The organism is Rummeliibacillus stabekisii (assembly GCF_007988965.1).
GTDB lineage: Bacteria > Bacillota > Bacilli > Bacillales_A > Planococcaceae > Rummeliibacillus > Rummeliibacillus stabekisii.
Genome location: NZ_BJVD01000007.1, coordinates 125,075 through 137,494, shown reverse-complemented (window position 1 = coordinate 137,494; position 12,420 = coordinate 125,075). Strand labels below are relative to the sequence as shown.

At 38.4% G+C, this 12,420-nt stretch carries 14 protein-coding genes and 4 tRNA genes; 1 reads left to right on the top strand and 17 read right to left on the bottom strand.

Annotation, left to right across the window (positions count from 1 at the left end):
* Positions 1–17: 17 nt before the first annotated feature.
* From RST01_RS12160 to acpS, 15 genes are all read right to left on the bottom strand, one after another.
* Positions 18–92, bottom strand: a tRNA-Gln gene (locus RST01_RS12160).
* A gap of 7 nt (positions 93–99) precedes the next feature.
* Positions 100–176: transfer RNA gene (locus tag RST01_RS12155), tRNA-Asp, on the bottom strand.
* A gap of 10 nt (positions 177–186) precedes the next feature.
* A tRNA-Glu gene (locus RST01_RS12150) sits at positions 187–258 on the bottom strand.
* Position 259: 1 nt separating this feature from the next.
* Positions 260–336: transfer RNA gene (locus tag RST01_RS12145), tRNA-Asn, on the bottom strand.
* Between the two features lie 98 nt (positions 337–434).
* On the bottom strand, positions 435–890 hold the full coding sequence (locus tag RST01_RS12140) for a SprT family protein (protein ID WP_147197147.1): 456 nt from the start codon (positions 888–890) through the stop codon (positions 435–437).
* A gap of 182 nt (positions 891–1,072) precedes the next feature.
* Positions 1,073–3,226, bottom strand: coding sequence for a Tex family protein (locus tag RST01_RS12135; RefSeq protein WP_147197145.1), 2,154 nt, complete (start codon positions 3,224–3,226; stop codon positions 1,073–1,075).
* Positions 3,227–3,329: 103 nt separating this feature from the next.
* Positions 3,330–4,109, bottom strand: a complete 780-nt coding sequence (sigB, locus tag RST01_RS12130; RefSeq protein ID WP_066790265.1) for an RNA polymerase sigma factor SigB — start codon at positions 4,107–4,109, stop codon at positions 3,330–3,332.
* Positions 4,087–4,557, bottom strand: a complete 471-nt coding sequence (rsbW, locus tag RST01_RS12125) for an anti-sigma B factor RsbW (RefSeq protein WP_066790267.1) — start codon at positions 4,555–4,557, stop codon at positions 4,087–4,089. The genes sigB and rsbW overlap by 23 nt, the downstream gene beginning before the upstream one ends.
* Entirely contained in the window at positions 4,544–4,885 is a 342-nt protein-coding gene (locus tag RST01_RS12120) for an STAS domain-containing protein (protein ID WP_147197143.1), read from the bottom strand. The genes rsbW and RST01_RS12120 overlap by 14 nt, the downstream gene beginning before the upstream one ends.
* A gap of 190 nt (positions 4,886–5,075) precedes the next feature.
* On the bottom strand, positions 5,076–5,489 hold the full coding sequence (locus RST01_RS12115) for an anti-sigma regulatory factor (RefSeq protein ID WP_147197141.1): 414 nt from the start codon (positions 5,487–5,489) through the stop codon (positions 5,076–5,078).
* A 296-nt stretch (positions 5,490–5,785) separates the two neighbouring features.
* Positions 5,786–6,136, bottom strand: a complete 351-nt coding sequence (locus RST01_RS12110) for a type II toxin-antitoxin system PemK/MazF family toxin (protein ID WP_066790273.1) — start codon at positions 6,134–6,136, stop codon at positions 5,786–5,788.
* Between the two features lie 4 nt (positions 6,137–6,140).
* Positions 6,141–6,425: a transcriptional regulator gene (locus RST01_RS12105; RefSeq protein ID WP_236717644.1), complete on the bottom strand. Its 285-nt coding sequence runs from the start codon at positions 6,423–6,425 to the stop codon at positions 6,141–6,143.
* Between the two features lie 204 nt (positions 6,426–6,629).
* Positions 6,630–7,754 (bottom strand): alanine racemase, encoded by a 1,125-nt coding sequence (gene alr / locus RST01_RS12100; protein ID WP_147197139.1) that lies wholly within the window; start codon positions 7,752–7,754, stop codon positions 6,630–6,632.
* A 174-nt stretch (positions 7,755–7,928) separates the two neighbouring features.
* Positions 7,929–9,218: a prolipoprotein diacylglyceryl transferase gene (locus RST01_RS12095; RefSeq protein ID WP_066790280.1), complete on the bottom strand. Its 1,290-nt coding sequence runs from the start codon at positions 9,216–9,218 to the stop codon at positions 7,929–7,931.
* A gap of 35 nt (positions 9,219–9,253) precedes the next feature.
* Positions 9,254–9,607, bottom strand: coding sequence for a holo-ACP synthase (gene acpS, locus RST01_RS12090; RefSeq protein ID WP_066790282.1), 354 nt, complete (start codon positions 9,605–9,607; stop codon positions 9,254–9,256).
* A gap of 68 nt (positions 9,608–9,675) precedes the next feature.
* On the opposite strand from acpS, the gene RST01_RS12085 reads away from it, so the two are divergent.
* On the top strand, positions 9,676–10,284 hold the full coding sequence (locus RST01_RS12085) for a rhomboid family intramembrane serine protease (RefSeq protein WP_066790283.1): 609 nt from the start codon (positions 9,676–9,678) through the stop codon (positions 10,282–10,284).
* A gap of 34 nt (positions 10,285–10,318) precedes the next feature.
* Here the strand turns inward: RST01_RS12085 and RST01_RS12080 are convergent, their stop codons facing one another.
* Both RST01_RS12080 and RST01_RS12075 read right to left on the bottom strand, forming a co-directional pair.
* Positions 10,319–11,842 carry a PH domain-containing protein gene (locus tag RST01_RS12080; protein WP_184117599.1) on the bottom strand — a complete coding sequence of 508 codons (1,524 nt, stop codon included), beginning with the start codon at positions 11,840–11,842 and terminating at the stop codon, positions 10,319–10,321.
* Positions 11,835–12,308, bottom strand: a complete 474-nt coding sequence (locus RST01_RS12075) for a PH domain-containing protein (RefSeq protein ID WP_147197135.1) — start codon at positions 12,306–12,308, stop codon at positions 11,835–11,837. The genes RST01_RS12080 and RST01_RS12075 overlap by 8 nt, the downstream gene beginning before the upstream one ends.
* Positions 12,309–12,420: the final 112 nt, after the last annotated feature.

The window sequence follows — 12,420 nt, the reverse complement described above, 5'->3', positions numbered from 1 at the left end:
GTAGCTATTAATAAGAATGGCTGGGGTACCTGGATTCGAACCAGGGCATGACGGAATCAAAATCCGTTGCCTTACCGCTTGGCTATACCCCATTCATAATGGCGGTCCGGACGGGACTCGAACCCGCGACCTCCTGCGTGACAGGCAGGCATTCTAACCAGCTGAACTACCGGACCGTTATGAAAATGACCCCTACGGGATTCGAACCCGTGTTACCGCCGTGAAAGGGCGGTGTCTTAACCGCTTGACCAAGGGGCCATGGCTCCGAAGGCAGGACTCGAACCTGCGACCCTCTGATTAACAGTCAGATGCTGCTACCAACTGAGCTACTTCGGAAAAGTATTATTCTGTCGTGTCAGCGTGTTATCACCCTGTCGACTTTTATAAGTATAAGGGGTTGTCCATAAAACGTCAACCCTTATTTCAAAAAAAGTTTAATTAATTATCTTTAGCTTCCCTAAACACTTGCCGCATCTATATCGATCTGTGTTCATACGTATCTTACGGCTATACCTTAACCCGCATTCTGTGCATACATAGATATATTGAGCACGCTTTACCGGTCTCTTCTTTTGTTCTAAATTCGAACAAAATCGAGGAGCATTTGTTTCTTTTAAAAGTGTCCGAAAATCTGCATCACGATGTTTATATCCCTTTCCTTCTATATGAAGATGATAATGGCATAACTCATGACGGATGATTCCTTCTACTTCTTTCAAACCAAATTGCACATAAGCTTTCGGGTTAACCTCTATATCATGAGATTTAAGCAAATAGCGTCCACCTGTTGTTCGGAGGCGAGAATTAAAATATGCCCGATGGCGAAATGGTTTATGAAATACTTCTTTGGAGATTTGGCAGACGAGCTCTTGTAGTTCGCAATCTGTCATATTATGTCCCTCCTTATAAATAAGTATACTCTCGTTTTGAATATTGCTGTTTTTTTATTTACGCAAGAAAAACAAAGAGACTAGCGGTGGAAGCTAAGATTTTAAATGGACAGATGGCTGTACTTGCCTCATAACAAACCACCGCTAATTTTCTTTGCCTCTTTAAATTTAAAAATTAATTATTATTGATTAGGTGGAAGCATTGTTAGAGCAATTCTACCTTTATCCTTCTCTACATTGTCTACCCAAACAGTGACAATGTCCCCCAATGAAACTACATCTAATGGATGTTTAACAAAACCTTTTTTCAGCTTTGAGATATGGACAAGTCCATCTTGCTTTACGCCAATGTCGACAAACGCTCCAAAGTCGACTACATTGCGGACTGTTCCTTGAAGTTCCATTCCTGGCTGTAAATCCTCCATTTTTAAAACATCTTTTTTAAGCAAGGGCTGTGGAAAAGCATCCCGCGGATCCCGAGAAGGTTTCATTAATGAATCAATCACATCTTTCAATGTAACTTCGCCAATCTCCCATTCTTTACTTAGCTCTTTTATATTTAAATTTGCAATTGCTTGTTCTGCCTCTGCCGTGCCTATTTGTTTTTTATCTAACCCTACCGCTTCTAATATGCGGTTTGCTAAATCATAGCTCTCTGGATGTATAGCAGTTGAATCTAATGGATTCTTTGCATTTGGGATTCTTAAAAATCCAATAGCTTGTTCATAAGTCTTAGCACCAAGTCGAGGTATTTTCTTTAACTGCGTGCGAGCAGTAAACTTTCCTTGTTCTCCTCTTGTTTTGACGATATTTTCTGCTACTGTTTTTGATAGGCCTGAAACATATTGAAGCAATGATGAAGAAGCTGTATTCACATCTACCCCCACTTGGTTTACTGCTGTTTCTACAATAAAGGTGAGTTGTTCTGCAAGTTTCTTTTGAGATACATCGTGTTGGTATTGGCCAACACCTACAGCTTTTGGTTCGATTTTCACCAACTCAGCTAGTGGGTCTTGCAATCGCCTTGCAATAGAGACAGCACTCCGCTGTTCTACCTGTAAATCCGGGAATTCCTCTCTAGCAATTGGCGAGGCAGAGTAAACACTTGCACCTGCTTCATTAACGATTACATAAGCTGCACTCGCATTGGATTCATTCAAACATTCCGAAACAAATTGTTCTGTCTCTCTGGATGCAGTACCGTTCCCTATCGCGATAATAGAAATAGGATAGCGATTCAACAAATCATTAAATATAGATTTGGATTTGTTAATGTCTGCTTTTGCTGTATGTGGATAAATAACCGATATCTCAAGCATTTTACCAGTATCATCAACTACAGCTAATTTACAGCCCGTCCTATACGCAGGGTCTACGCCTAAAACATACTTTCCTTTCATTGGAGGCTGCAATAGAAGATTTCTGAGATTTTCAGAAAAAATATGGATAGCCTGTGTTTCGGCTTTATCTGTCAATTCATTGCGTATCTCACGCTCAATTGATGGCTGGATTAATCGTTTATATGCATCCTCTATAGCCACTTCAACTAGTTTGGAAGAAGGTGATGATGTGGATACAATCCATTTTTTTCGCATGAGTTGATAGATAGATTCAGTCGGCACTTCAATGCCAATCTTTAATATATCTTCTTTTTCTCCACGATTAATAGCTAAAATTCGGTGAGGAACAATTTTATTTACAGGTTCTTGATAGTCGTAATACATTTCAAATACACTTTTTTCATCGAGTTCTTTAGCTTTCACAGTTGATTGAATGACTCCCTGTTTCCAAGAAATCTGACGAATGCTTTCTCTTATTGCTGCATCATCAGCAAATCTCTCAGCTAAAATGTCACTCGCTCCCTGCAAGGCCTCTTCAACACTTTCTACATTTTCATTAATAAAAGGCAGAGCTAGGGTTTCTACTTCTGTTTGGTTAAATTGCAATAGGCTATCAGCCAATGGTTCAAGTCCTTTATCCTTTGCAATCGTTGCTTTTGTTCTTCTTTTTTGTTTGTATGGTCGGTATAAATCTTCTACACGTTTCAAAACAGTAGCTTCATTAATATCTTTTGTAAGTTCTTCAGTTAACTTCCCTTGTTCTTCGATAATACGCAGAACCTCTTGTTTACGTTGCTCTAACTGCATTACATAATGATAGCGATCTTCAATCGCTTTAATTTGGACTTCATCTAGTGATCCAGTAGCTTCTTTTCGATAGCGAGCTATAAAGGGTACAGTATTTGATGCTTCTAACAATTGAATTACTTGGTCTACTTGTTGTGTGCGAATGCCGATTTCTTTCGCAATAAGCTGATGCATTTTTTGAGTGTCCATTTATTCACTATCCTTCCTTTGACTTCCCTATTTTAACATAGAGTAGCCATTGCTTATTCGCAACAAAAAAGAACAGTTCAACAAAAGTTGAACTGTCCTTCTTTTAAATACCACCTGACGCAACAATAATTTGTTGCAGTTTCTTGATAGCTTTACGCTGCAATCTTGAGACATGCATTTGGGATATACCCAGCATCTCCCCAGCTTCTTTCTGGCTAAGCTGTTGAAGGTATGTAAGCTGAATAATTTGACGTTCTCTTTCTGACAATTCCTTCATTGCGTTTTCCACAATAATACGACGGTTTGTCTTTTCGTATTCATCATCCTGCTTCCCTACTATATCAAATAACGTTGCAGTGCTACCATCGCCATCAGAATCAATAGGTCTGTCCATTGAAAGTGCTTGATAACTTTGGCTCATTTCCATCGCTTCCAACACTTCATCTTCTTCTACTTCAAGATATTCTGCAATTTCTGCAACTTGGGGTGAACGTTGCGTTTCGGTTGTTAAAAACTCAACAGCTGCTTTAATTTTGGGGCCAAGTTCTTTAATACGCCTTGGCACATGGACATCCCATGTTTTATCTCTCAAGTAGCGTTTGATTTCACCGATAATCGTCGGTACCGCAAAAGCCTCAAAACTACGACCAAAGGAAGAATCAAACCTTCTAATAGCACCAAGCAGGCCTAACATGCCGACTTGTACTATGTCATCATGGTAAGAGCGCCCATTAGAATACTTTCTTGCGATGGATTCAACCAAGTATTGATAATGCAAAACTAAATTAGTTTGCGCCTCGTCGTCTTCAGTTTGTTGAAAACGCTGGATCCATTCTAATACTTGCTCTTTTGATGCCGAACTAGAAGGAGATTGTTTCCGCATGGTCATTCACCTGCTCTCGTGATACAAATTTTGTCATGAAAACAGTCACGCCATTGTCGTTGAGTACTTTCACTTCATCCATAAGGCTTTCAATAAGGTATAGACCTAATCCTCCTTCACGAATAAATTGTACATCTTCTTCTTCGTGATAAGGACCGACCTTTTCTTTTACCTCTTCGAATTTAAAACTGCGTCCATAGTCGGCCACCATGATTTCCATTTTGTCCTTATACAAGGCACAGCCGATTACAACTTCTCCATCTTCTTTGTCTGCATATGCGTGCTGAATCGCATTGGTGATTGCTTCACTCGCTGCAATTTTCACATCTTCAATATCATCATATGAAAAACCTACACGGTTCGCCAATCCTGAAATAGCAAGTCGAGCAACACCAACATATTGCGTTTTAGCAGGAACGCGCATCTCCATATAATCAAATTCTCTCATTGTTTGAAATCACCTTCCTAACTTCGATGTTCATAATATCCGTTAAACCTGTGATGTCAAATAAGCGTTTTAGGCGTTCAGATAGGCAAGTAAGTACGATATCTCCACCATTTGCTACAACGCTTTTATAAAAAGCAACGATAACACTTAAACCTGTGCTATCCATATAATTTACATTTGAAAAGTTCAATTCTACTTGAGTGCCTTCTGATATAGAAATACCATCCAATTGCTCTCTTAAAACAGGAGCAGTATAAGCATCTATTTCTCCTTGAAGAATTGCTTGAACCTTTCCTGTTTCTTCTACTACGTCTAATTTAAAGTCCATCTCTATCCCTCCTGTATTGTTCTCTATAAAAATGCATAAAAAACCTATGCATTAACTAAAATACTACAAGTTATTGTTCCTGTTTGAAAGTATGTATATCATTTATTGCTTTCAATTTTTAGACCAACATATATGAAATACCCGCACTATATAAGGATTAAACCTAAAAATAAAACTTTTTTTATTTTTTTTATTCTTCTTTGTTGATTGATAACCATTTTTTAATTTTCACGGTTGTTCCTATAGTAAGTTGTGAATCTAACTGAAACTCGTCCATGATTCTTTTTACACCAGGCAGCCCAAACCCAATGCCTTTTGTTGTGGCCAAATCCTTTTGTAACAATTCATCGATTTGTGGAATACCTGGTCCATTATCCGATGCTATTACATAAATGCCAACTGATTTTTCCTGTATTAATTTTTTCACTTCAATCTTCCCACTCTCTGCATATAAGTGAATGTTTCTGGCTAATTCACTAATCGCTGTAGCAATAAGTGCTTGGTCAATAATATCGAATCCAATCGACTTAGCTTCCTTGCGGCCAAGCTGCCGTGCAGTGACAATATCCCACTCCGTTAAAATATCTATCGAAGAACCTTCCATGAGCGCCTACCTCCAAATCCTTATTTAATAACAATCTGTTTAATATCAGATGAAGATTTTCCCTTTTTCACACACACAAATCAGTCATCATATAAAAATATGATGATTAGGGACTTAATAGTTTATACGTTAAATAAACTGAAAATATTTAATTTTTTTATAATGGATTCTTTTTCTAATTGTATAATATAGTTACAAATATTACACTCCATTTTTTGAATATTCATTGTAAATAAGTTGTAAAGATACAAAGAAAAACACCAGATGACTAGCATCTGGTGTTTCAATATGTATGCTTAAAATTTTAATAGCCCTAAACTTATTTCCAAAGCTTCTTCTACCTTTACCATTAAAGGACCATCTAGCTGCGTGATTTTATCTGTTAATCGTGATTTATCGATCGTCCGCAATTGTTCCAACAAAATAACCGAATCCCGTTCAAATCCATATTTCTTAGCGTCAATTTCCACATGAGTTGGGAGTTTCGCCTTTTGAATTTGAGCTGTAATTGCTGCGATAATAACAGTTGGACTAAATCGATTTCCGATATCATTCTGAATAACCAGTACGGGTCTGGTGCCACCTTGCTCAGACCCGACTACTGGTGATAAATCTGCAAAAAAAACGTCTCCACGTTTTACGTTCAAGTTTTCATCCTCCGCTTACGAGTCGCTCCACCATATGTTCCGCTTCATACTCAACATGTAAGCATTCACTACATATAGATAAGTTAATCTGTGACATTTCTACATATCCTTTAACCATTGCTTCTCGCATGTGATTTTTTTGTTTCGTATGAATAGATCTTTTTGTCGGAATATATACTAAATCATTTGCGTCTTTTAATACTATTTGTCTATATGCTTGTTCTATACTTTCAGAAACCAATCGTTCTGGCATCTGAATCAGAACGTTTTCGAGTCCTTTGTGGTTCACAGCCAACACCTCCAGAAACAAATCGCCAATATGTTCTCAACTATCATAATCCTAACATTAAAATATAATATTGAAAAGACAATATCAGTAAGCATTTGACATTATCGCGGTTTTTTTTCTGAATTTGTCGACTACTAGGAAACTCTGTTGCTCTTTATCGCTATTTATATTTCACTTCAAGTTGGCGCGAGCCAGAAAAAATGATTATTGCTCTTTATATACCCGCGGAACCCGCTCTGAAATCATACATGGTATTTCATAGACGATTGTATGAAGACGCTCTGCCCACTCTTGTATATGAATTTCATTTCCATGTTGTTTGCCAATTAGTGTCACTTTCTCACCAATCTCATACTTTTTAGGCAGGCGCACCATACATTGATCCATACAGATCCTTCCTACAATTGGTACCCTTTTACCCTCTATTAAAACTTCTTGACCAGAAAGACAACGCAGCAAACCATCGGCATAGCCTATTGGCAATGTACCAATCCACTCGTCTTCTTTTGCTATATATGTACCTCCATAGCCGACTCTGTCGCCCTTTTGAATTTTCTTCACATGTACTAATTCACTTTCTAATGCGAGCGCTTCTTTTAAAGGGTATGGAAGATTTTCTTCAATATAAGTAGATGGTGCAAGTCCGTACATAGAAATCCCAAAACGCACAGCATCGAATTGGGCACTTTCTTTAACTAATGCAGCAGCTGTATTTGCAGCATGCACTATGCGTGGTTTTTCAGGTAAGCTGGCAATCATCTTTTGGAATATCCCCAATTGCATTTCGTACTGCTCTTGATTCTCTTCATCCGCTGTAGCAAAATGTGTGAAAATACCATCCACTTCTATATTATTAACCATTTTGGCCGCATCATATACAGCCTGTAATTCTTTTTCTTGGCGCACACCAATACGATTCATCCCGCTATCAACTTTTATATGAACCTTAAGCGGCTTTTCGAAATCTTTGGCTAATGGAGCCACTTTGCGTACCCAATCCTCTGAAAAAACAGTTAGGATAATGGCTTCTTTTGCTGCGATAGGCGCAAAAACAATTGGAGAAGCACCTAAAATCATGATTGGAGTGTGCGGTATTTCCTGCCGTAAATGCAATGCTTCTTCAGGGGTGGCTACTGCTAAAATAGTAGCACCTGCTTTTAGTGCCTCTTTGGCCACCTGTACATCGCCATGTCCGTAAGCATTTGCTTTTACTACTGCGATAACAGAGACATCTGAATGCAAATGCTTACGCAAGTTTACAATATTATGGCGAATAGCTGATAAATCAATAATTGCCTTAGTAGGTCGAAATATTTCATTTCCTTGCATGTCTATACCCTCTTATTAGTTTTTATCTATTATCGTCCCAACCAAGGATTTGGTCAAACATAATGATGTAATAATATAGCCCATCGTTCATGATAAGAAGATTGATTTCTGCAACAAAAAGGGACTATCACTCAGTAAGAAATTCTACAATCTTACTGAGCGATACTTCCCTTACTATTTCATTTCTCCATTTACCATTGAGGATGCTACTTCTACTAACTCCGTCTTACTTAGATCGTTTGAGGCGATAAAGTATGATACGCCATCTGCTTCCCAGCTAATAGAGTTGTCCGTGATCGCTCCTACAGTAAATCCTAGATCAGCAGGGTCTCCCGGAGAGAATACTGGAATATACAGTTGTTCCGCTCTAGTTGTTTTTTCTTGAATAATAGTGAAGCTCTTATCTCCCTCGAATGATAAAATTTTACGAGTACCAGCAGTTGTGTTCATTGATTTTTCATCAGTTAATTTTAAATTCCAATCTACTACCGGATAGTGCGTTTCGAAATCTGTATTGGTAGCTTCTTCACCGGAGGCATCTGCATCTGCTGAAGTTGCCACTTTTTCACCGTTTTCATCAGCTGTGCTTTCTTCATTAGAAGCATTATCTTCCGCAGCCTCTTCTTGAGCTGTTTCGCCTGCTGCTTCCTCTTCATTTACAGCTGCTTTGTCATCTGTTCCTTCTGTTTTTCCTTCTGTATTACCTTCTTTATTTTCCTCTGCAGTAGCTTCTCCGTCTGCATCTTTAGCTGCATCTTCTGCGGCTTTCTCATCTACATTAGCTTTATCTTTGTTCGCCTCATCTGAGTCGCTAGGTTTTGTGAAATCTTGCAAGTCATAATCCCCAGCTTTTTTAGCAACGCCTAACGTGATTTTTTTGAAGGTGATTTTGATTTGCTCTTCACTTGCTTCGTTTAACACAACTACTTTCGTAGGTAGCAAGGTCTTTTTATTAATGTAGACCTGTTGTGTTGGCAACATCTTCGAATGTGTATTACGTGTCTTCGCTTTAAAGATGTATGAATCCTTTGTTTCTTTCATAGTAGCCTGTGAATCAGAGGCTAAATCTTTCGCCAAAGAATTGATTAAGTAGCCCTGGCTGTTTTGCTTTGGCCAATCACTTTGGAACTTGTACGTCTTTTTCATCGAAGGCGTAACTACAAATACTCCTTCTTCATTGCGGATAATCATTTGAGATGTTTCTTGTCCTTCTTCTGAAACAGCTACACGGTAAAATTCTGGCTTCGTATGCCATACATCAACGTTATACTTTTTAGTATCACCTGTTGTTTTAATTTCCATATTTGCTTTGACTTCATAGCCCTTTGAATCCGCCCATTTCTTGCTTGTCTTTTTGACAATATCCTCCTTTGAATCTGATCCACATGCTGCTAACATCAATACTGCTGCGAAACAAAGCAATCCTAGTGTGAGAAGTTTTCGCAAAACCCCATCCTTTCTCATTTTCCATAAGACATCCTATGAACGAGCTCTACGTTTTATGCAAGCAGTACAACTTGAGCGGCCGCATACTCCTTTGAATGCGTAATACTTACAAAGCCTTGGACAATTTCTTGTTTAAAATATAATATCGGCTGGCCTTTGTCGTTTGGCAAAATTTCAATATCCTGCAATGAACACTCCTTTCCAATTCCTGTGCCGTTTGCCTTTGAATATGCTTCTTTAGCTGAAAACCTGCCTGCAAGAAATTCTAGTTGGCGTCTTGTTTTTAACTGATTGAAAATCGCTAATTCATTTTTTGTGAGGATTCTTTCTTTGAAATGTGGATTGAGATCATTCGCTTTCATTATTCGAGAGATTTCTACTATATCTAGTCCTATTCCTTTGATCAACTTGGTTTCTCCTTTCATTCAGCCATTAAAACAATGTATAATAATCATATTAAAGTTGAGGTGAATACATGTTTAATCGGACAGAAAAACTTTCACAATACATATTATTATATCCGGTGATTTCGATAATAATAGGTATTAATATCGCAGTCTATTTAATTGGGCTCATTCCTCCGTTAGGCCTCAATATTGTTATTAAAGGCGCAGCAGCAAATTATTTAATTGCTGATGGCGAATATTGGCGGCTGCTCACTTCTATGTTTATCCACGGAGGATTTTTCCACTTGCTCTTTAATATGTTTTCATTGTACGTTTTCGGTCCTGAGTTAGAGCGTCTTGCCGGAAAACTCCGATTCTTCACTATTTATTTTGTATCTGGTTTCATGGGGAATGTCGTTTCGTATTTAATCCAGCCAGCAAATTATGTGAGCTATGGGGCAAGCGGTGCGGTTTTTGGTTTGTTCGGCGCCTTTTTGGCATTGGTGTACTATACGCGAAAGACCATGCCGCAGCTTAAACAAATAATTATGCCGATTGTTGTGATCTCTGTTATTATGACTTTCTTGCAGCCCAATGTGAACGCAACTGCACATATTGCAGGATTAGTGACTGGATTGATTATCGGGTTATTTGACTTTCATCCCAAGCGTGTCCTTCGCTGGATTAAAAAAAATTAATATACATAAAAGCTGGTGAGGTTTCTAAGAAACTCTACCAGCTTTTTGTATGTTCACTTTCTCTGTCATTCGGCTTATACCATTCAAAAATATCTTTTACTCTCTCATCATCAAAATGTCTAACCTTCGCATGACTTCCTGTCTTTCCTGACATCATCACAACTTTAGCAGAAGCGACATGCTTTTTTTTCGCATAGTAGCTTTGGGACATCGTGAGAGATTGAATTCTCTTTTTCCACACAACAAGCGTTGTTCGGCTAAGTCCTCTTTCAACAATCGTAAGCTGCTGGGAGGTAATGTTAAACCCTGCAGTGCGATATTGCCAATACCCTAGCAACACAGCAATCGGTATTAAAATTAAAGACCATGCCCCGTAAGGAAAGAGGAAGAAACATAAAGCTGCTGCAAGCGGGATAGACCAATAAAGATGGATTTTTATATAACGAAATAAAGCTCTTTGTGGTGCTTTTATTAACTGAGGCTCCGTCCAAATACCATTCGGGAAAATTTCTCGTAAGATGAAAAAGCTATTTTTCTTTTTAATGAGTGGAAGCAGAACAATTTTCTTTTCATTTTTCTCACCAGAACTTCCAGCACTCTCAATAACAATCGAGACATATCCGAACAACTGTCTAAACGGCGACTCCACAATGCGAACCCCTTGTATCCTATTCAAAGGAATAGTGAGTCTTTTTTTCTCTAGTAACCCTTTCGACACGAAGAGCCGCTGCTCCTCTTTCTCTATACGAAAGCCAAAATTATTGATAAACGTAATGGCAACAGATAGCATCCATGATACAAATAAAATGAGAAGCGTTATAACACAAATAAGTACGACACCAAATTTTATATAGTTTTTCACTTCTCCATATATTTGATCATACGGAATCCAATCGTTTAATTGTGATAGCACAGCAGCCAAACCTGAAAATACAACACCAATACTGCTAGATGTTGTGGCCAGCACCAACAGATCTTTTTGGGACATTTGATGAACCAATGTACGGGTCGGTATCTGTTCTTCCTTATCATCCTTCGCAAGGATAGGTGTGTCATTTTCTGATGCCTTTTCAAAATGATGGTGTTCTTTTGCTCGCTTCATTTGCGCCTCAATCAGGTCAGCTTGACTTCTAGTGATAGCAGTCAGATCTGCTTCCGCCTCTCCGCTATCGGCCGCTGTTTCAATCTTTACTTTTACTAGCCCAAATAGACGATGAAGTAAGCTTTCTTTATAATTTAAGCTCTGTATTCGTTCTAGAGGGATATAGCGCTTCTTTTTTACGAATAAGCCATATTCTATTCTCAATTCTTCCTCTTCAAACCAATAAACAAACTTCTTCCACTTTATAAAAGAGAAAATCAAAATAAGGACTAATAGCAACAAGATACCTGAAAACAGCAAAAGGGTAACCATAAATTTTGGACTGCCCGGACTAAATGAATAGCGAAATCCATTGCCGACCAAGATTACAACCCCTGGAATCACCAAGCCTTTTAAGGTTTGAAGAAAACCAATTAGAATAGTAATGGGATGGAGATGATTCATTTTATTAGACATCGTCTTCTGCCACCCTTGCCAATTCTGAAATACTCGCTCGCAATCCATCTGCTTCCTCTACCGTTAAAGCAGGGATGGTATGTATAGTGGCAGCTGTGGAAATAGAAATGCTCGCCAAATGGTAATGCTTTAATATGGGACCCTGGGAAGAGTCAACATGCTGCACACGCACCATGGGAATCAATGTGCGCTTGACAATAAAAAGGCCGTGTTGAATTTCAATCTCTTGTTCTCTCACTTCATATCGCCAATGATCCCAGCGAATGTTTGGAAATAAATACATATTTAAAAAACTATAGATAATAACGACTGCAATGCTTACTGCATAGATCCAGTACGGGCCCTCAAAATAATAAGTGAGTGCGCATGCAATGAGAGCGATTACTAATACACTGAGACTTTCAATCGCCGCATGGATACGCCAAACCGTTAACCCTTTCTTAGATAGTTGATATTTAGGCTGCAATCTTAGAACACTTCCCTTCTTTTAATCTTCGCGCTTTTTACCTACTTCTACTATACGGTATGATAGGTGCTTTTGTTTCATAAAAAAACATCTTGCTTCGATTGCTCGAAAC

Bases quoted from the DNA above. Each gene is read 5' to 3' on its own strand.
- RST01_RS12140 (WP_147197147.1), bottom strand. From the start codon at position 890: ATGACAGATTGCGAACTACAAGAGCTCGTCTGCCAAATCTCCAAAGAA.
- RST01_RS12135 (WP_147197145.1), bottom strand. From the start codon at position 3,226: ATGGACACTCAAAAAATGCATCAGCTTATTGCGAAAGAAATCGGCATT.
- sigB (WP_066790265.1), bottom strand. From the start codon at position 4,109: ATGCGGAAACAATCTCCTTCTAGTTCGGCATCAAAAGAGCAAGTATTA.
- rsbW (WP_066790267.1), bottom strand. From the start codon at position 4,557: ATGAGAGAATTTGATTATATGGAGATGCGCGTTCCTGCTAAAACGCAA.
- RST01_RS12120 (WP_147197143.1), bottom strand. From the start codon at position 4,885: ATGGACTTTAAATTAGACGTAGTAGAAGAAACAGGAAAGGTTCAAGCA.
- RST01_RS12115 (WP_147197141.1), bottom strand. From the start codon at position 5,489: ATGGAAGGTTCTTCGATAGATATTTTAACGGAGTGGGATATTGTCACT.
- alr (WP_147197139.1), bottom strand. From the start codon at position 7,754: ATGCAAGGAAATGAAATATTTCGACCTACTAAGGCAATTATTGATTTA.
- RST01_RS12095 (WP_066790280.1), bottom strand. From the start codon at position 9,218: ATGAGAAAGGATGGGGTTTTGCGAAAACTTCTCACACTAGGATTGCTT.
- RST01_RS12085 (WP_066790283.1), top strand. From the start codon at position 9,676: ATGTTTAATCGGACAGAAAAACTTTCACAATACATATTATTATATCCG.
- RST01_RS12080 (WP_184117599.1), bottom strand. From the start codon at position 11,842: ATGTCTAATAAAATGAATCATCTCCATCCCATTACTATTCTAATTGGT.